The 19,343-nt window shown below is 57.1% G+C and carries 17 protein-coding genes; 3 read left to right on the top strand and 14 right to left on the bottom strand.

Annotation, left to right across the window (positions count from 1 at the left end):
- Positions 1 to 54: 54 nt before the first annotated feature.
- Both CFN46_RS16890 and CFN46_RS16885 read right to left on the bottom strand, forming a co-directional pair.
- Positions 55 to 801 (bottom strand): siderophore-interacting protein, encoded by a 747-nt coding sequence (locus tag CFN46_RS16890; RefSeq protein ID WP_088744228.1) that lies wholly within the window; start codon positions 799 to 801, stop codon positions 55 to 57.
- Positions 794 to 1,312, bottom strand: a complete 519-nt coding sequence (locus tag CFN46_RS16885) for a MarR family winged helix-turn-helix transcriptional regulator (RefSeq protein WP_217897854.1) — start codon at positions 1,310 to 1,312, stop codon at positions 794 to 796. The genes CFN46_RS16890 and CFN46_RS16885 overlap by 8 nt, the downstream gene beginning before the upstream one ends.
- A 159-nt stretch (positions 1,313 to 1,471) precedes the next feature.
- Here CFN46_RS16885 and CFN46_RS16880 point away from each other — a divergent pair, with 159 nt between their 5' ends.
- Positions 1,472 to 2,146 carry an HAD family phosphatase gene (locus tag CFN46_RS16880; RefSeq protein ID WP_088744208.1) on the top strand — a complete coding sequence of 225 codons (675 nt, stop codon included), beginning with the start codon at positions 1,472 to 1,474 and terminating at the stop codon, positions 2,144 to 2,146.
- A 30-nt stretch (positions 2,147 to 2,176) separates the two neighbouring features.
- On the opposite strand, the gene CFN46_RS16875 is transcribed toward CFN46_RS16880, so the two are convergent.
- A complete protein-coding gene (locus CFN46_RS16875; protein ID WP_088744207.1) occupies positions 2,177 to 2,719 on the bottom strand; it encodes an ankyrin repeat domain-containing protein in 543 nt (180 codons plus the stop codon).
- Positions 2,720 to 2,875: 156 nt separating this feature from the next.
- Positions 2,876 to 4,417: a catalase gene (locus tag CFN46_RS16870; protein WP_088744206.1), complete on the bottom strand. Its 1,542-nt coding sequence runs from the start codon at positions 4,415 to 4,417 to the stop codon at positions 2,876 to 2,878.
- Between the two features lie 102 nt (positions 4,418 to 4,519).
- Between CFN46_RS16870 and CFN46_RS17500 the strand changes: the two genes are divergently transcribed.
- Entirely contained in the window at positions 4,520 to 4,714 is a 195-nt protein-coding gene (locus CFN46_RS17500) for a hypothetical protein (protein ID WP_141103680.1), read from the top strand.
- 238 nt (positions 4,715 to 4,952) lie between these two features.
- Here CFN46_RS17500 and CFN46_RS16865 read toward each other — a convergent pair whose 3' ends face one another.
- Positions 4,953 to 6,563: a BCCT family transporter gene (locus tag CFN46_RS16865; RefSeq protein ID WP_217897853.1), complete on the bottom strand. Its 1,611-nt coding sequence runs from the start codon at positions 6,561 to 6,563 to the stop codon at positions 4,953 to 4,955.
- Positions 6,564 to 7,046: 483 nt separating this feature from the next.
- Positions 7,047 to 8,789 (bottom strand): GMC family oxidoreductase, encoded by a 1,743-nt coding sequence (locus CFN46_RS16860; protein WP_088744204.1) that lies wholly within the window; start codon positions 8,787 to 8,789, stop codon positions 7,047 to 7,049.
- Positions 8,790 to 9,075: 286 nt separating this feature from the next.
- Between CFN46_RS16860 and CFN46_RS16855 the strand changes: the two genes are divergently transcribed.
- Entirely contained in the window at positions 9,076 to 9,972 is an 897-nt protein-coding gene (locus tag CFN46_RS16855) for a LysR family transcriptional regulator (protein ID WP_088744203.1), read from the top strand.
- Between the two features lie 415 nt (positions 9,973 to 10,387).
- On the opposite strand, the gene CFN46_RS16850 is transcribed toward CFN46_RS16855, so the two are convergent.
- The 8 genes from CFN46_RS16850 to CFN46_RS17615 all read right to left on the bottom strand — a co-directional run bounded on the left by CFN46_RS16850 (position 10,388) and on the right by CFN46_RS17615 (position 19,210).
- The gene (locus CFN46_RS16850) at positions 10,388 to 11,827 is read right to left on the bottom strand and encodes a cytochrome c (RefSeq protein WP_217897852.1); all 1,440 of its coding nucleotides are present in this window, start codon (positions 11,825 to 11,827) and stop codon (positions 10,388 to 10,390) included.
- 2 nt (positions 11,828 to 11,829) lie between these two features.
- Complete coding sequence (locus CFN46_RS16845; RefSeq protein WP_088744202.1) at positions 11,830 to 13,419, bottom strand: GMC family oxidoreductase; 1,590 nt, start codon at positions 13,417 to 13,419, stop codon at positions 11,830 to 11,832.
- Positions 13,420 to 13,476: 57 nt separating this feature from the next.
- The gene (locus CFN46_RS16840; RefSeq protein WP_088744201.1) at positions 13,477 to 14,016 is read right to left on the bottom strand and encodes a sugar dehydrogenase complex small subunit; all 540 of its coding nucleotides are present in this window, start codon (positions 14,014 to 14,016) and stop codon (positions 13,477 to 13,479) included.
- 264 nt (positions 14,017 to 14,280) lie between these two features.
- A complete protein-coding gene (locus CFN46_RS16835; protein ID WP_254918528.1) occupies positions 14,281 to 14,958 on the bottom strand; it encodes a DUF938 domain-containing protein in 678 nt (225 codons plus the stop codon).
- 138 nt (positions 14,959 to 15,096) lie between these two features.
- Positions 15,097 to 16,140 carry a glycosyltransferase gene (locus CFN46_RS16830; RefSeq protein WP_088744200.1) on the bottom strand — a complete coding sequence of 348 codons (1,044 nt, stop codon included), beginning with the start codon at positions 16,138 to 16,140 and terminating at the stop codon, positions 15,097 to 15,099.
- Between the two features lie 245 nt (positions 16,141 to 16,385).
- Positions 16,386 to 17,480 carry a glycosyltransferase gene (locus CFN46_RS16825; protein WP_254918527.1) on the bottom strand — a complete coding sequence of 365 codons (1,095 nt, stop codon included), beginning with the start codon at positions 17,478 to 17,480 and terminating at the stop codon, positions 16,386 to 16,388.
- Positions 17,423 to 18,484: a phytanoyl-CoA dioxygenase family protein gene (locus CFN46_RS16820; RefSeq protein ID WP_088744198.1), complete on the bottom strand. Its 1,062-nt coding sequence runs from the start codon at positions 18,482 to 18,484 to the stop codon at positions 17,423 to 17,425. The genes CFN46_RS16825 and CFN46_RS16820 overlap by 58 nt, the downstream gene beginning before the upstream one ends.
- Before the next feature lie 579 nt (positions 18,485 to 19,063).
- On the bottom strand, positions 19,064 to 19,210 hold the full coding sequence (locus tag CFN46_RS17615; protein ID WP_176426517.1) for a hypothetical protein: 147 nt from the start codon (positions 19,208 to 19,210) through the stop codon (positions 19,064 to 19,066).
- Positions 19,211 to 19,343 lie beyond the last annotated feature (133 nt).

The raw sequence follows: 19,343 nt of genomic DNA, 5'->3' as shown, positions 1-19,343 counted from the left end.
AAAGCCTGACACAGTGATGTGTCAGGCTTTTTCATGTCAGTCGGCACAGAACGCTCAAGCCTCTGCTGATTCATTGTCCTGTTGCTTGGCCAGTTTGTGGCCATCTTCGGTCTGGCCTATTTTCCAATAACTGGAGACATAGAAATGCGACTTGGGAATCTCGTGCTCTTCTTTCAATAAGCGGCGTAGCGCGCGCATGCTGCCAAACTCACATGCTGCCCAGACAGCAAGCTCTCCCTCCTGCCAAGACAGTGATTTCACCTTTTCAAGTAATGGAGTGCCGTCCGGATCAGGATGCGGATTGACCACCCAGTGCAACTGAACGCCCTCTGGATGCGCCAGTAACTGGATATCGGCATCATCCGTCACTTCAATCACCGCGTGACCGCGGGCATCTTTCGGCAACTCGGCAAGATTGACACTGATCGCGGGTAACGCCGTCATGTCACCGGCTAGCAAGAACCAGTCTGCAGCGTGGTTGATCAACTTCTTCGGGCCAGGGCCACCAATCAAGATGTGATTACCGGGCTGAGCGTTAGTGGCCCAGAGAGAAGCCGGCCCCATGTGCTCATGCAGCGCGAAATCGACATCAATCTCCGCCGGACGCTGATGGCGAATAGTGTAGGTTCTCATCAGCGGACGCTCCCCTTCGCCACGTGGGAAAAGCAGCTTGATATAGGCACTTTCTTGATCCTGAGGGAAGTCGACAAGCCCATCACCACCAAGCGTGACGCGAAGCATATGCTGCGTGACCTTCTCGGTACGAATCACTTCAAGCTCACGTGGGGCAGGCTTACTCATGGTCATCATTCTCCTTGTCAGCAGTATCAGCAGCGTTCTGAGTCATGATGGCGGTGATGCGCATGAATGCCTCCATATCCTCGGCACTGAGCTGCCCGGTCATCCGTGCAGCAGCCTCGTCTTCTAGCGCCTCAATCCTACCCAGCATCTTCAGCCCCGCGTCAGTGGGCACCAGAAACTGGCTGCGCCGGTCATGCGGGTTGTCTCTCTTTTCAACCAGCGCATCATTCATCAGCTCATTGATAATGCGTGTCACCCGCGCCTTATCCTGCCCCATGCGCTGCACGAAAGTACCTGCTGTACTGTCGGGAATCCGGCAGATCCCTTTCAGCATACGTATGTGCGTGATGGACAGCGGAATCTGATGCCTGATAACGCCTGCGCGCAACTGCCTCTTGTAGGCATGTAGCAGCTGATGTAGCGCTTCGTTGAGGGACTGGGTCGCCATGATGCACTCGATAGATAGTTGATATAAGTCAACTATCTCTAAATGGTTGACAATGTCAACCAATGTGCAATTCCTCGGACGAGGAATAGAATCGACAAGAGAGCGTAATACCGCGTTAGACAAGGTGATTTACCGCGAAGTAATGCATGGCCGAGAGCATACAGAAACTGATACTGTCAGGGTCTCACCCCGTCCAGACATGAATACGATAACGAGAGCGTGATGGCCGACCTCTGCCTGCTGTTTGATTCTGATGGCACTCTGGTGGATAGCGAGGTTTTGCTCGCTGATGCCATGGTCTCCACTCTGCCTCGCTATGGCTTGCCCTTCACTACCGAGCGATATCTGAACGAGTTTCGCGGCATTCGCTTCCTCAACATTGTGCGTGTTCTCGAAGCGGTGCATGGCGAGATGGAAGCCGAGCCGCTACGCCAGATGGAGAGCGAGATGCGCGCCTTGCTCGAAGAGCACATGAAGGTGCGGTTGACCTCGATGCCCGGCATCCCGGAAGCGCTCATGGCACTATCGGGATATCCCTGTGGCGTGGTTTCCAACGGGCCGGAGCGCAAGGTGCGACTCGCATTGGAAAGTACTCGGCTGGCACGTTTCTTTGATGGCCACATCTTCAGTGCGTACACGCTCGGTGTGTGGAAGCCTGACCCGCGCATCTATCGTCTGGCAGCTGAGCAGATGGGCTTTTCACCCTCTCGCTGTGTCGTGATCGATGACGCCATAGTGGGCGTGCAGGCAGGGCTAGACGCGGGTATGCATGTGATCCACTTCGCACATCACGAAGATGGCCTGGGAACTCCTCCCGGGGCACTGCGCATGCGCCATGCACGCGAATTGCCGGGGCTAGTGGCTCAGATTTCCCAGCACATTTCAGCCCAAGGCTGATACACCTTTGCGAGCTGCGGGACATGCACCTTAGAGATTGAACTTCACCAGCGTCACGACACGCGAGAGTCCTTGCGCAGCCGCCAATGACTCGGCGGTGTTGCCCTGCACGTCGGCGACTCGCGGATCAGCCCCAGCCACCAGCAATTGCTTGATGATTGCCTCACGACCGAACAATGACGCCATCATCAGTGCCGTCTGGCCACTGTAATTGCGATGATTCACATCACAGTCGGTATTGCCCAGCAGCCACTCGGCAGTCTGATCATGGCCACGAAATGCCACGCCCATGAAGGCATTGCTGCCCTTCTCATCCAGTGCACAACTGTCAGCACCTTCTTCCTGAAGCACGGCCAAGCTCTCGGTATGCCCGTAGTAGGCTGCCAGAATGAAGGGGGTATAGCCGCGCGAATTGGTGATCGAGATATCGCCGCCGTCCGCGTGATACTGCTCAATGGCGGCATTGTCGCCCTCACGAGCGGCATCAAAGATATCGATGTCACTTGCCGCCGCTGCGGGTGCTGCTGATACCGCCAGCAATAGACACGTCGTCAGTCCTGCCAAGATCGACATGCCACCTCGATGTACTGGTTGACGAGGCATTCTTCGCGTCATTGTCCACATGTTGCTGTCTCCTATATCGCATCTGGAGAGTCGGCAGAAGGACACTCGCCCTCTGCCGACCTCTGACTCACTCCAAGAACGTGTCTTGTCCGCTGTGACAAGACATCACTCTTCTATCAAGGCTTCCACGTCGTCCATGTCGACATTGACCTTCTCGGCCAGACGCTCGCCGTACTCGTGATCCGCCTGGTAGAAGTGGCTGACCATGATGTTGCGGGTCTCGTCGTTCTTGACCTTGCCCAAGTCACCCGCCAGCGCTTCGATCAAGAAGGTCTGATCCTGCTCGGAGAAGGAGCGATACAGCTCGCCTGCCTGAGCGAAGTTCTGCTGCTTGTCGATCGGCTGCTGCTGAGTGGTGCCATTGAGTGCATAGCGGTTGTATTCATAGACCGGATTGTCCTGCAGCCCGCCAGCGTTGCGGCTCGGCTGATAGTTGACCGACCCTGAGCGCGGGGCTGAGTAACCAGCACCGTTCTGGTTGTGGCTCTTGACGTCGACGCGCGGAGCATTGACCGGCAGCTGCATATGGTTGACGCCCAGACGATAACGCTGGGTATCGGCATAGGAGAACAGACGCCCTTGCAGCATGCGGTCTTCTGACGGTTCGATCCCTGGGATCATGTTGCTGGGTGCCAGTGCTGCCTGCTCGGTCTCCTGGAAGAAGTTATCCGGCACGCGGTTCAGCTCAAGCTCACCCACCTTGCGAGCCGGGACCAGATCTTCCGGCCAGATCTTGGTGGTATCCAGCGGATTGAAGTCAAAGTCGTTGAGCTGGTCCGGCTCAATGGTCTGGACATACAGATCCCAGATCGGGAAATCGCCTTGATCCAGGTGCGTGTAGAGATCATCCGTCAGGTGATTGAAGTTGGTGGACTGCACCTTGGCGGCCTGTGCCGGCGACATACCGTTGTTACCCTGACGCGACTTCCAGGTGAACTTGACGTACTTCCAATCGCCTTCAGCATTGACGAACTTGAAGGCATGCACGCCAGAGCCGTTCATTTCACGCAGGCTGGTCGGAATCCCCAGCGGCGAATAGACATAGGTCAGCATGTTGGTGCTTTCGGGAATATGGCTGAAGAAGTCGAAGAAGCGATTCGGATCCTGCAGGTTGGTACGCGGGTCCGGCTTCAGCGAGTGCACCATATCCGGGAACTTGATGGCGTCACGGATGAAGAAGACCGGGAAGTTGTTGCCCACCAGGTCCCAGTTACCTTGATCGGAATAGAACTTGACGGCAAAACCACGCGGATCACGTAGCGTTTCTGGTGAGTGCTTACTGTGAATGACCGCAGAAAAACGCACGAAGACCGGCGTGACCTTGCCCTGGTCCTGGAACGGCGCTGCCACGGTAAGGTCGCTCAGGTCCTCAGTGGCACGGAATTCACCATAAGCGCCGGTGCCACGGGCGTGTACAACACGCTCCGGAATACGTTCACGATCAAAATGCGCCAGCTTCTCAAGCAGATGGTGGTCCTGCAGGAGAGTCGGGCCATTCGGGCCTGCAGTGAGGGAGTTCTGGTTGTTGCCGACCGGCGCGCCGTTGGAACGCGTCAGTGTCTCTTCTTCCTGCGCCAGGCCATTGGCAGAGAGACCCAACGCCATGACGGCGGTCATGGTCTTGAGGGGAAAACGAATGTTCAGCATCAGGCGACTTCCTCGTGGAATCATGGTTAACGAGCTGAAGTATTCGTGCACCAGCTCGATAGCAAAAATAAATAATAGCTACCGATCGAATAGCAAAAAGCGATGACGTTGCAACTTGGGCAACGTGCTAGTGCTTTTTATGAAGAAAAAACCACGGACACTTACCAATTTATTGCTTCATTAGGCATTGACAATATTGAAGCCATGTTCGAACAAAAGGTATGGAAACAACACAGAGTTGCGCTTACGCAGCCGCTTGACTCAACTGTCATCCCGGCCATCTTGCCGCCCTGTTGATTGAAGTACGCGGCTGTGGTGACACACACAAAATTGACGCCATGACGACGTTACCGCTACCTCTGCGCGACGGCTCAGCAACCTCGTCGACCTTATCGACTTCATAAAAACACCAGGCAACTTCACATAAACGGCTCAGAATGACGGCGGTCATTCGCCAGAATCAGACGACATAAAAAAAGCGGCTCCCGAAAGGGAGCCGCTTCTTCACCACCGTCTTGCCACTACACGTAAGCCCTCAATCCTTGGCTTGTCCCTTCTTCTTGGCAGAGCGCCGGAAGGCAGGCATGTCGTCAATCACCAGCACGGGATTCAATTCAGCCTTGGGAAAATCCTTCTTGAGCCAGCGCAGCATCGAGAGCGCCAGGATCATCAGCACCGGAATCATCGGCAGTGCCACGACGATGGTCGAGGTCTGCACTGTCTGCAGGCCGCCCAGCTGAATCAATGATACCCCTACCGCTGCGATCAGGAATGCCCAAACTAGACGCAGAGACCGCTTGGGTTCCTGATAGCCGGAAAGCTTGCGCGAGGTAACAGATGCCAGTACGTAAGCGGAGCTATCCAGCGTGGTCGCCAGGAAGATGAAGCACAGCAGGATGAAGGCGATCGTCACGACCTTGGCGTAAGGCAATGTCTTCAGGATGCCTTCCACCGCCAGCGGGATACCGCCACTGTCCAGCAGCGCCTTGATATCCAGCACGCCACTCATCTGCAGATCCAGTGCGTAGCCACCCCATACCGCGAAGAAGATCCAGGTGCCCAGTGAGCCGAATACCAGCTCGGCGATGATCAGCTCACGGATGGTGCGCCCGCGGGAGATGCGTGCCACGAACAGGCCTACCATCGGTGCATAGGCGATCCACCAGGCCCAGTAGAAGACGGTCCAATCCTTCCAGAAGGTGGAATCACCCGCCGGGTCTGTCCACAGACTCATCGGAATGAAATTGCCGAGTGTCTTGCCAAGGCTGTTGACGAAACCTTCGACCATGAACTGCGAGTCACCCACGATGAAGGTGAACGCCAGCAGGAAGATCGCCAGTATCACATTGACGTCAGAGAGAATTTTGATGCCCTTGGCCAACCCGAACCAGACACTGGCCGAGAACATGGCCGTCCAGATACACAGCACCACGACTTCCAATCCGAAGTTGGCTTCGACACCCAGAATGCCGCTGACCAGCTGAGACACCAGCGGCACGGCCAGGCCCAGCGATGTCCCGACACCGCCAACGATGCCGAATACCACGATGGAATCCAGCAGCACGCCCCAGGCGCCATCGGCATGGTGACCCAGCAGGCCACGTGCGGCGACGGACAGACGCACCCCATCACGCTTCTTGACGTACATGGAGTAGGCAATCGGCAGCGCAGGCAAGCAATAGAAGGCCCACGGCGTCAGCCCCCAGTGGAACTGACCGAAGGCCAGTGCCCACTCGGCCGCTTCGCGACTCTTGGCAACCACGTGATAGGCGGGCGAGGTGTAGTAGTAGATCGGCTCGACCCAGGCCCAGTTGACGATCGCGATCCCCATTCCGCAGGTGAAGATCATCGCCACCCAACTGAAATAGGAGAAGTCAGGCGTATCCTCTGCCCCGCCGAGACGCACATTGCCGTAGCGGCTCATCGCCAGCCAGATGAGGAACACGACAACGCTCAGACCTGCGACCAGATACAGCCAACCGAACTTGCCAGTCGCGAAGGCGAAGGCCGAGTTGATCAACGCGGTGCTGGCCTCGGGGAACATGATGACAGGGCCAATGAAGGCCAGAATCACCAGTACGGCAGGGATGAAGACCCTGGGGTCCAGACTATCGCCCCGTTTGGAAGGAGTTACGTCTTGTCGCACAACATTTACCTTTGTGAGGAAGCTTCGACGACACGACAGGCGTCGCATCGCGGCCGAGCTTCACTGCGAGTTCGATAATTTCTGGTAATACAAAGAGCGGGGAATTATACATATATAGATTTAACGCGCAGTAAACTTTCCCCAGCGGCTGACGAACCGTGAGTTGCTATACGGCCTTTTCTTATCTCAACATGAGCGTAATTCATCTTTAGTCGTAGGAGAGCTAGAACGGTATTCACGTGGCCTCTTTGGCAGATCAACGAGATCTCTCGCTGTGAGCAACGCACGACGCCCCATCCCGAGACATTCGGAATGAGGCGTCGTGTCATGCCTGCGGTTGAAGTCGCTGATTCACCATCATGCGCTGATGACAGGCAAGATGATGAGGTTTCATGGCAAGTCTTGCACAACTTCTGTCCTACCAGGCCATGGGATCAACCGGATCGCTCGGCGACTTGATCATGACGGCCGCCTGCCCTGCTCTCATGTGCGCGCATCACTCTCGCCCAGCATCCAGCCGGCCGCCTTCTCTGCGATCATCAATGTCGGCGAATTGGTGTTGCCACTGACAATGGTCGGCATGATACCGGCATCAGCCACTCGCAATCCCCGCACACCGATGACGCACAGGCGACTGTCTACGACCGCCATCGGATCATCCGCCCGCCCCATGCGCGTGGTACCGACAGGGTGGAAGATGGTGGTGCCGATATCCCCCGCCAGCGTGGCCAACTCCGCATCACTCTGATACTCGATGCCCGGCTTGACCTCTTCAGGGTGGTAACGGGCAAAGGCCGGCTGACCGGCAATGCGCCGTGTCACACGTAGCGAATCCGCGGCGACCTTGCGGTCTTCTTCGGTACTCAGATAGTTAGGCGCGATGGCCGGGGCTTGTCGTGGGTCGGCACTCTGCAGGCGCACAGAGCCTCGACTGGTCGGGTTGAGATTGCACACGCTGGCCGTGATGGCGGGGAACGGATGCAGAGGCTGACCAAACGCTTCCAGGCTCAACGGCTGCACGTGATACTGGATATTGGGATGAGTGAACTCATCGCTGCTGCGCGTGAAGGCGCCCAACTGTGAGGGCGCCATGCTCATTGGGCCGGAGCGTTTGAACAAGTACTGCATACCGATGCCCATCTTGCCCAGCAGCGTGCTGGCCATCGCGTTCAAGGTCTTGGCATTGGTGACCTTGTAGACCGAGCGAATCTGCAGGTGATCCTGCAGGTTCTCGCCTACGCCGGGCAGATCTTTCACCACCTCGACGCCATGCTCGTTCAGCAGCGCTTTGGGACCCACTCCCGAAACCTGCAGCAGATGCGGCGAGCCGATAGCACCGGCGCACAGCACTACTTCACGCTTGGCACTGACATTGATGACTTGACCATCACGCACTACCTCAAGGCCCGTGCAACGCAGGGAATCCTGTGCACTTCCCTCGCCCTGTTCGTCACTCCGTACATTGCCCGCGAATAACAGACGATTGACCTGTGTCGAGTGCCACAGCGTCAGGTTGTCGCGTTTGAGCGCCGGTCGCAGGAAGGCCTTGGCGGTGTTCCAGCGCCAGCCGGAACGCTGGTTAACCTCGAAATAGGCCACGCCTTCATTGCTGCCGCGATTGAAATCCTCAGTACGCGGAATGCCCGCCTGCTCGGCGGCGCTGGCGAAATCATCCAGCACCTCCCAGTTGAGACGCTGACGCTCGATGCGCCACTCGCCACCATGACCGTGAAAGTCGCGGTGCTCCGGGTCAGCATCACCACCGTCATCCAAGCGCGCGTGATCCTCGTGACGCATGAAGTCCTTGAGACAATGCTCCCAGCGCCACTGATCATCGCCGGTCACCTCGGCCCAATGATCATAATCACGCGCCTGGCCGCGCATGTAGATCATGCCGTTGATGCTGGAACAGCCGCCCAACGTCTTGCCACGCGGATAGAGCAGCGAGCGACCATTGAGCCCTTTGGCAGGCTCGGTACGAAACAGCCAGTCAGTGCGCGGATTGTTGATGCAGTACAGATAGCCGACTGGGATATGAATCCAGTGATAGTTGTCCCGCCCGCCCGCCTCGGCCAACAGCACGCGGTGCTCGGGATTGGCACTGAGGCGATTGGCCATCAAGCAACCGGCAGAGCCGGCACCCACGATGATGTAATCAAACACATCGCCATCAGTGGCTTTGGCGAACGGCGCATTGGCGTCATCATGATTCTTGTTATTGTGCATGGCGCATCTCTATAGAGGGGCTGCAGGAGCATCAACCATCAAAATACTCAACCATCGATGCAAGCCTGATGAGAAGTCGCCCATGGGGCAAGAACATTGAATGGTAGACATCACCGCCATCCGATGTCATTCATCATCGATAGCATAGCGTCGTTGCCATCATCGGCTTCTGCAATTGAGTTATGTTGAGCACCGTTATAAGAATGGCTGATATCACTTGTCGTGAGGCTCTGATCAGATAAGGGCTGATCGCGCTACCGGCAGCGCGCCACCAGAGGCCACACCCATGCAAGACCTCTCTCGTCTACACGCCTTCGTCACCGTGGCCCGCACCGGCAGCGTATCGCGCGCCGCTGAGGCCATGCATCTTACCCAGCCAGCGATCAGCCTCAAGCTCAAGCAATTGCAGGAGGGGCTGGGGCTGAGCTTGTTTGAACGACACCCACATGGATTGCGGCTCACGATGGATGGACAGGCGCTCTTGGCGAGTGCGGAGAAAGTACTGACCAGTGCGCGCAGTTTTGAGCAGTCGGCATCTGCTCTGCAAAGCACCCTGCGTGGCAAGCTGCGCATCGGCACCATCGTCGATCCGGAATTCATCCGCCTCGGCAGCTTTCTGCGCCATCTATTGGAGCGCGCGCCCAATCTAGAAACGGAGCTCCACCATGGCATGAGCGGTTGTACGCTCACGGCGCTAAAACGGGATGAACTGGAAATTGGCTTCTACCTTGCCCCGCCGGGCGAAGGGCCTGGTGACGGGGCACTGAGTTACCGAGAGCTGGCCTTCTTCGACTACTACATCCTTGCGCCAGCGGGATGGTCAACACGACTGGTCAATACTGACTGGGCCTCACTGGCGGCGTTGCCGTGGATCGTCACGCCGGAGAAATCAGTCCACTCACGCCTGTTGACGCATGCCATGCGCGGCACCGGCCGCACACCACACTGCGTCGCCCAGGTGGATCAGGAAGTCTGCATGTTGGATCTGGTGCGCGCGGGAGTCGGGCTGTCATTGGCACGTGATGTGCTGGCGCTGGCCGAGCGTCAGGAGCGTGGACTCAACATCGTGCCGGACATCCGGCTGCCCTGTGCATTGAGTGTCGTATGGCGCAGTGACAAGACGAATGAATCTTCCGTAAAGGCTGCACTGCAAGGCCTCGAAGAAGTCTGGCCAGTGGAGTGAGAACCAGATATCCAGCGGCTCCTCAGGATGAAACACCCACAAAGCAACTATTTGAGGATACACGTGCCCTCTTTCAACAAGTGTGCATACTGTGATGGGATGTCGATGGTGGGCCAAGGCTAATCTATACCAACGGCTAGGGAAATCAGCCCGTCGAGTGGCCAGCCTGACCTCTAGCATGTTTATCAGGCCTCCCTGTTACTGCGTCTACCGCTGGTACTCACGCTGACCTGCGCCATAGTCGAGGAATCGCTATAGTCAGTGGCCCGCCCTGATAGCGCAGTGCCCAAAACGTCAAAGCCCCCGTCCCGCCGAAAATCGGCAAGACAGGGGCTTTGACGTTCAATGACGCTGATAGTCTGCTGATCTGCTATCAAGACGACCTTTCAATTGTCCCTTCGCGAAGGCGGGGACGTCAGCGACACACCTTGCGCCGACGCAGCATGGTCCCGATCGCCACCACGACGGCTAGGGCAATCAGCCCACCGGCGCCCAGCAACCACGGCATGGCGGAGACCAACCAGGGGCTGGGGCCGCCCCTTCTCAACTGGGCTACCTGCTGAGCTTCCACTGACAGGTCTACATTGCCGAATGTCTGGAGTACATGATTGCTGATCGCAGCGATCTGCTCGTCATTCAGACTATCGCCATAGGCGGGCATCGACACATGGTAGGCATCAGTCTGGCGATCAACCCCTTGGATAATTGCCATGACCAGATTGTTAACACTATCGCCTTGAGTAGCAGTGTTATGTACCAGTGATGGATAGAAGTGATCACTCGTGCCTTGCCCATCCACCTGATGACAGCTGGCACACGCTCCCTGGTAGAGTCGACGACCATCGATACTATCTGCACGGGTCAAGGTATCCGGATCAGTCGCCTGCACAGGCTCCAACACGGCCAGTTCAGGAGCTTCACTCGACCCAGACACCTCCTCCATGTCGAGTGGTGACCCAGTATCGATCGGTGGTACCTGTTTGAGGTATGCCGCGATGCTGTTCCGATCCTCATCAGTAAGGTAGCGCAAACTGTGATCGATGGCATCCGCCATTCCGCCACCCGCCTGAGCCAAGCCCGGCACATGTCCAGTCTCGAGATAGGCGGCCAACTGCGACTCGCTCCAGCTGCCGATACCACTGGCCGCTGAAGTGATGTTGGGAGCATGCCAGCCTTCAACATCAGCCCCAGAGAGGTAGCGCGCATGATCTTCTGCCATCAGCGCATTACGTGGGGTATGGCAGGACCCACAATGCCCCAGTGTGTCCACCAGATAGTGGCCACGATCGACCTTGGCGTCCTGATTCTCCTGCGACGTATAGGGATCGCTCAGGAACAGCTGGTTCCAGAGCACCATGCCAGCCCGCAGATTAAATGGGAACGACAGATTGGTTTCCGGAATATCTTTCTCGACTGGCTCGACACCGAACTGGAAATATTGGTAGAGCGCATGAATATCCTCATCCTTCAGGCCGCGATAAGACGTGTAGGGCATGGCCGGATACAGCTGAGTGCCATCGGGGCGCTTGCCTTCGGTCAAGACGTGCTTGAAGTCTTCTTCACTATAAGAGCCGATGCCATGTGACTTGGAGGGCGTGATGTTGCTGGCCACGATATCACCCAACGGCGAATGGATCACATAGCCGCCCGCATAGGCTGGTCCATCCTCTTCCGGGGCACGGTGACAGGCGGCGCAATCCCCTGCCCGGGCCAGATACTTGCCACGTGCGAGCAGCGTTTGATCCACAGAAGAGGAGCTAGCCTCTGCTACAGACACCAGCAAGATGCCAGAAGGTATCGTCAGTGCCATCATCAAGCCCAGTACGAACCGGCACGGTCGATTGCGTTCGCGCATGCTCACACCTCTCTGGCCAGAATGTCGGCGATGCGAATACTGAGTGCCACGCCAGACAGAGTGGGATTGATGACACCAGAGGCGGGTATCACCCCAGTGGTGGCCAGGAACAGATTATCGTGGTCCCAGGTTCGGCATTCACCATTGACGACCGAGGTCTCTGCCTTTTCCCCCATGATGACCGTACCCATCAAATGATCCCGGTTCTGCCAACCCGAGTCATCCTCGATGACGGTGCCGTTCATGATTCGAACGAAGTTCGCAAAGTCCTGCTTGGCAACTCGTGCCGCCCGTTCAAGATAACCATCTACCCGATAATCCACCTCGAGCATCGGAATACCCAGCGCATCCTTGTACTTGCGACTTGGGCGCACGGTATTGTGCGCATGAGGCAATGTCTCAAAGGTCGTGGTGATAGAAACGAAACGGGCGGCATCATGCCGAATGCGTTCATCGAGCTCTGGACCGACGATGAGATTGTCCAGTAGACGGCGTGTCACGATCTCGTTGGGAACCGCATTGCCCAATGCATGCTTGATGGCAGCATGCTCCCGACGGAAATCACCGTCACGCCAATTGAAGATTCCGCCCTGCTGGACCTGGCCTCGTCCAGACCATAACGGCTCATCGGCCAGAAATTGCAAACTGATCCCGGTGTGATCCATCAGGTTGCGACCGACCTGGTCGGATGAATTGGCGACGTCAGACATCAAAAGTAACTTCGGTGTCTCAAGGCCGTGTGCGGCCACAATGAAAGCCTTGGCAGTCAGACGTACATCATCACCATTGGAGCTGCGATAGTGAACGGCGATGATCTTGCCGCCATCCCCCTTCTCCAGATGGTAGGCCGTAGCATCTGTCAGTAGGCGCGCACCGGCGCGTACCGCGTGGTCGGCATGCACGTCACCGCTGTACATGGCCCCGATGGGGCAGACAGGCATGCAATTGTTGTTGCCGCTGCAGGCAGGTCTACCGTCCCACGGCTGTACGGTACGTGCGTTCGGCTCGTGCAGGAATTGATAGCCCTCCGCACCGATACGTGCCTTGAGGCGCCGGAAATAATAAGTCTCGCCTTCCGGTGGTACTGGATAAGGTTCGGAGCGCGGCGGCCAGGGGCGTTGATTGTGGCCGCTCTGGTCCTCGGTATCACTGCCGGATACGCCTAGTGCTTTTTCCGCACGGACGTAATAAGGCTCTAGTTCCTCATAGTCGATCGGCCAGTCACGACCGACGCCATAGGTGGAGTAGAGCTTCATGTCGTTGGGGGTATAACGCCAGGTCGCGGCAGCCCAGTGCCAGGTGGTGCCACCGACCAGCTTGAGCATGCCCGGGCGAAATTCGAATTCCCCGACGCTGTCGATATATTTCTCTTCATACGAGGTCGGCGCCCAGGGTTGATTGGGATAAGGCGCGTTGAAGTTCGACTTGCGACCTGAGGTACGAAAGTTCTCGACGATCTTCCAGCGAGGGATGCGTTCGCCTGCCTCGAGAATGATGACATCCTTGCCCTGGCGTGCCAGCTCGTAGGCGGCATTGCTGCCCAGAGCGCCAGAACCGATGACGATCACGTCTGCATCATATTGCGTGGCCATGAGGGGTCTCGTCTTGTGAAGAATGGTGAGGCGTTGCTCAGGCGTTTCTGATCACGCTCAATCGGTCGCGATCGTCGCCGGGGGTGAGACCCAATAGTTGGTATGGCCCCGCGAGTAAGTCGGGATGACCGTGGCGTCCAGTGTCGGTTGATACATCAGCGCACCGACATAGGTGACGAAATGAGTATCATCCGTCGTGGAATGCCCCTGCACGGTGCCAGTGTGTCCTAGATACCAGGCAGCGATGATGTCGATGGCGGTCTGGGTCAACGCATCCGGTTGCTGCTCGGCAAAGGCCTTGAACTGGCGCATGTCCGTGAGTTCTGCCTCATCCATTGCCTGAATGAGCTGACGCATGCGCCGAGGAAAATCGGCATCGATATCAAGAAGACCTTGATAGGCACGCCCCGCCAGCCGGCTATTGAGCTGGGGGCGCATGGTGAGACGTTCGGACAGAGAGAGGAAGTCCGTGATGTCCTGTGGCGGGATATCGTCGGGCGTATCAGCCCACAGGCGTGTCGCCCATGGCATCAAAGTACTGGCGGACAACGCCGCCAGCCCTATCAGCAACTGACGCCGATTGAGAGTGCGTGACATGATGGGCCCTAGAGCGTACTTGGTGGATTTCATCGTTATGCAAGACTCATAATATTCTTATATAAGAATATCAAATAACCGTTGAAATCTCCCGCGCCAAGACATGAAGACGCCATGCCATCAGTCAACGTTTGCCAGGGACTTGCAACACTCACCAAACACGCACATGGCATTCCTCCTATATATCCGGCGAATGCCATAAATCTTGCTTCTTGGGCGTACAATGACGGGGAAAACCACGTCCCGGCAGCGCAACCTCGCGTTCTAGCGCCGGAAGACGACACTCAGATTATTGGCCGGCATCTCGATCACCTTGTCGAGCAGCAGGCCGTTGCGCTCTGCCTCCTCGATCACGACTTCAATATCACGCACACCCCACAGTGAATTACGGCTCTTGAGCTGAACATCAAAACCTTCATTACTTGGCGCAGTGTGTTCGCCATTACGTTTGTAAGGGCCATATAGATACAGCACACCTTCTGCTGGCAGCAACCGGCCAGCCTGCAGCATCAACTCGGCGGTGACACGCCACGGTGAGATATGGATCAGATTGATCGCCACCAGTGCATCACATGCAAGCTCAGGCCACGCTGCCATCACATCCAGCTCGACGGGAGATTTCAGATTGGCAATGCCTGTCTCTGCACGCCAATCAGCAATCGACTCCAGTGCACGCGGGCTTGCATCACTGGGCTGCCACTCAAGATGCGGCAGGCCTTGGGCAAAGTGCACCGCGTGCTCACCACTGCCGCTGGCCAGCTCCAATACTTGTTGAGACTCCGCCAGCACCTCTCGCAGCACCTCGAGAATGACATCACGATTGCGCGCCACGGCAGGGCTTGCCAACCGCTGGCTGTGATCGATGGCGTGATCACGCATCGCAGCACGCGGCGTGGGCTCGGAGGACGAAGATGCAGAGGTGGGAATGTCCGAAGCGGGCATGCAGAACTCCAGTGATGAGGATTGGCCCTGCCAGCATACAACAACGCCGCACATCGTGGGGATGTACGGCGTTGTTGTCAGATCATGCGTATCAATACGGGCCCGATGCTGATACTGGCGGTGCTACTGCTGCCGCGCTTAGCGTGAGCGTACGACGGTGCTACGCGCCCGCCAGAAATCCAGCACCCGCAGCGGGTCCCCTACTTCGTGTGCCTTGTGCTGCGCGTTGTGCGCCATCGCGCGTGTCGCATCACGATCGCCCAGCAGCCGCTCCAGCGCTGCCGTCCATTGCGCAGGGTCATCCCCCACCAACAGGCCATCTACGCCGTCTTCAATCAGATCGATAAAGGGTGCACGACGACTATAGATTCCGACGCCACCCATGCGAGTAATATCCAGAAAGCGTAACCAAGACATCTCGTGATTGGCCGAATCCGCCATCAATGGCGCCAGACCAATCGCGATGCGGCGACGTGCGCAGTAATCCTGAAAGGCCTCCCAGCCAAGCGCTTCCATCGTCTTGAGCCGCGGAATCCCCGTCAACGCGAGCGGCAGATGGCGCCCCATCATTAGCTCAATCTCGGTTTCCTCATGACGAGCCTGAATATCGCGCAATACCGGCGCCAACGCCACAATATCCTCGCGATGCGCCAGCGTGCCATGGAAACCAATGCACCAATCGTCTGCATCGAGGTGATGCAGATTCGGCAATGTGCCGATCATCGGTGGTGTCAGCAAGCTGATCATCGGGTGCTGACCTGCCAAGGCATTGGCCAACTGCTCACTGACCACGACGACTTCATCGGCGAGCGCCATCAAGCGTCGCTGCATGTCTTGTCTCGCAGAGTGCTCCCCAGATTCCGTGCCGCCATCAATACTTGAATCGATGCCACAGAAATCCTGATCCAGCAGGTAGCAGATGCGCCCATGCTGCTCACGGTGCGTCTCTAGCATCTCGATCCATTCCGGCTTCAGCGTACGTGCTATCAGCAGGCAAGCACCCGACAAGCGTGCATTCGCCATCTTGGGCGAGAACTTCCAACGCCGAGTCTCGAAGCGCTCAACGCGCGTGCCTTCCTTGCGCAAGGCAGCCATGGCAGGCAGGAAGAAATAGATATCCTCAAGCGCCAGCGCATCATCGCTCAGCACAATCCAGCGGGGGGTTGTCGGGAAGGCGGTCATGACAGTCTCCTTTACTCGAGGCATTCATGGTCCCGGCGCGCTTGGCCTTGAGGGCCAATAGGGGGTATTGATGTCATGAGAGCCTCTCGTTATCCGAGGCTCTGACATTTTTCAGCACGCTGACTTTTGTGAAGTACTAATAATGAGCGTAATGAATTCTAGCCAGTCTACCAGTTACAAATGCGAAATTAAGGAGACTGTAATCAACGGATTATTGGCATTGAAGTTGTAGAGACCATTCCAGGTCAGGCTCGCTTGCCCCAAAAATCAGCGCATGCATCAACACTGCCAATTCTCTTGGACTTTTCCTGTGCTCGCGCAGCCATCGTGCGAGTCGCATCGCGATCCGTCAGTAATTGCTCGATGGCCGCCTGCCACTCATGCGGATCATCCCCGACCAGCAAGCCATCCACCCCGTGCTCGACAATCTCGATAACGGGAGCGCGACGGCTATAAATGCCCACGCCGCCCATGGCCGCGATATCCAGAAACTTGATCCACGACTTGCCACGATTGAATGGTGTATCAAGCAAGGGGGCCAACCCGATCTGGAGACGCCGTGTCGCCTGATAGCGCTGGAATTCTTCCCAAGGCAGTGCCTCTGGCGAAGTGAGATTCGGGATATCTGCCAGTGCGTCGGGAAGATGGCGCCCCATCATGACTTCCAGTCGCGTATCCGGATGAGATGTCATCACTGAGGACAGTGCGGGGGCCAGATGTGCAATATCGTCACGATGCGCGCGAGTGCCGTGATAGCCGATGCTCCACGCCGCCTCATCGAAATGCGACAGATCATCGGGCGTCGACAGCAAGGGAGGCGTGAGCAGTGAGACATTGGCATGCTCTCGCGCCAGCTGTGTCACCAGCGCATCGCAGCAGGCGACTACTTCATCTGCCAGCCTCAGTAACGCGGGCTGACGCGCTGCCAGCCCGCTCAAGCGTGAGACGTACGCATCGGGTAGTCCCGGCGTACGAGTCACGGCGCCGAGATCATCATCGATGAGATAGACGATGCGCCCGAAGCGTGCGCGATGACGCTCAAGCAGCCGTACCCAGCGCTCCCCCAGTGAACGCACGATGAGCAAGTGGGCGCCTGCCAGCTGACGCAAGGCCATGCGCGCCGGTAGCCGATAGCGACGTGTATCGAAGCGCTCAACGCTGACGCTCTGCTTTCTTAGCAATGGCGCGGCCGATGCCAGGAAGTAGATATCCTCGGTCGGCCTGGCACCATCACTGAGTACGATCCATCGATTGCCTGATGCCCTGACCGTTTCTGGCAGCATCAGTGCGACTCGACCGATGACACATCCGCCATAGGTTCGCGTGGTACCACATGCCATGAAGACTCCACGCCTCGTGCCGCCGCACGTTTATCATCGCGCGCGCGCTCTGCCTTGAGCACACGATACTGCAAGCGATTGAGCCACTCCCCTCCCAGGCCGGGAAGCGGCAGGAAAGGTGTCGTGCGACTCATGCCCCACAGCGCCAACCGTGAACTACCGGCCTCAGCCGGCCCACGACCATGCATGCCGAAAGTATCTGCGATCAGCAGCGTATTCGCCGGCACCGTGAACAGCGTTGGCGCATTGAGACCGAACTGGGCGAGCGCACCCTCTTCCACTCGGAACGATCCACGCTGCGTATAGCGGTTGGCATGCTCACGCGCCGTGAGGCTCATGTGATATTCCCAATCGAGTCGCCCCTTGCTCAGCTGGGTGGACTGCGACACGAACATGAAAGGCCCGTTGTGCTCACTCACCTCTTCCAGATAGAGCCAGAACTTCATGGTGGGCTGGAAGGTATCCACGTGCAGGGACTTCTGCGGGTCCGCCTCGTCACTCTCGCGGGCACCATTGAAAACTTTCTCGAGATGCACGATGGGCAGACGACGATGCCCCGCGCAGAATCTCAACAAGCGCTGGAGCTGACCATCTGCCAGTACCTGCTTGGCGGTTGGCAGCTGGCTAAGAGTCTCAGGGTCCAGCAGCACACGATGCGTGCGTGTATCGCCCTGACAGCACTCACGCACCTCACCTGGGCCATGCTCATGTACCGGCTCAAGTTCGGCACGCAACTGTGCAAACACCTTAGGCGACAGAAAATCCTGCTTGAGCAGAAAGCCATCACGCAGATACGCCTCACGCTCTGCTGCAGGCACGCCACGACTGAGCATGGCCATGCGCCAATGCATGACTCTCGAGGCAGCCCGAACACGCAGCGTATGCAGACCCCGCCGGTTCAGGCGATCACTGCCAATCAGTGGATTGGCCACAAAGGACTTGGCGCCGGTGAATAGCGCAAGACTCCACAAGGGAGCCTTGAGTGAGCGCAGTGAAAGAGACATGGCGATCCTTGCGAAACAAAGGTGATGAGGCCTAGAGACGTGCTAAACCAGCTCAGAATTTCGGATCTATCGCATGACAGCGTCATTTTGACATCCTCACGCGACAGGCGTGACAACTTTGGGGCTCAGGCAGATCCTGCCAAAGAGAACACTGCCTGGTTGGCTTACGAAATAGCGCTTGAAGAAGCCCGAAGACTCGTACCATCCGATAAACCGACGAGCTTTTCAACCAGAGTGATGACTATCACGATGTCACTAGATAGTCACGAACACAGGTTATACAAGGCGACGGAATACACTTCCAGGCAGGCGCCACATGAAGGCGGCGCTCGGCCCCCTTCCAAAATGACCCGCGTTTTTACTTCCAAGTTTTGTGTGAAAAGTCGGCTTATAGGCACCGAAGTATGCAAACCGAGCATACTATCGCATAACAACTACGGGCCAACTGCTCATATCATGTCGCGATATGGCGGAATTCTTTGAGCCAACTGAAAGCAGGCTCCACGATGTTTCGCTGACGATACTTGGGTTTATCAAAACCGCGTGAGAAACTTGAAAGAGATTTCGCTTCATCATTTGTTAGGCGACGACAAGCTTGATTCGCATGCGATCGCAGTAACGGCGCAATTCATGACTGTCATAGGCCTTGTCTGCCACGATATAGCGGCAACGTTTACGTGGCCGGCCGACCCTCCCCAGCAGATGAACCTCTTCCAGAGTGGGCATGAAGTACCGCGTATCCGCTTCCTGCCCCCCCCCACTGTCACGCTAGTTGGAGTATCAGCGTCTGTTAGACTCTGAACCATATGGGGCGTGATGAGGTTCCGATGAAGTACTCCGACGAGCGCCGGGAGGCCAT

The sequence above is a fragment of the Cobetia sp. QF-1 genome, from assembly GCF_002213105.1.
Classification (GTDB): domain Bacteria; phylum Pseudomonadota; class Gammaproteobacteria; order Pseudomonadales; family Halomonadaceae; genus Cobetia; species Cobetia crustatorum.
The sequence above is the reverse complement of the archived record's forward strand: the minus strand, read 5'-3'. Positions and strand labels throughout refer to the sequence as shown.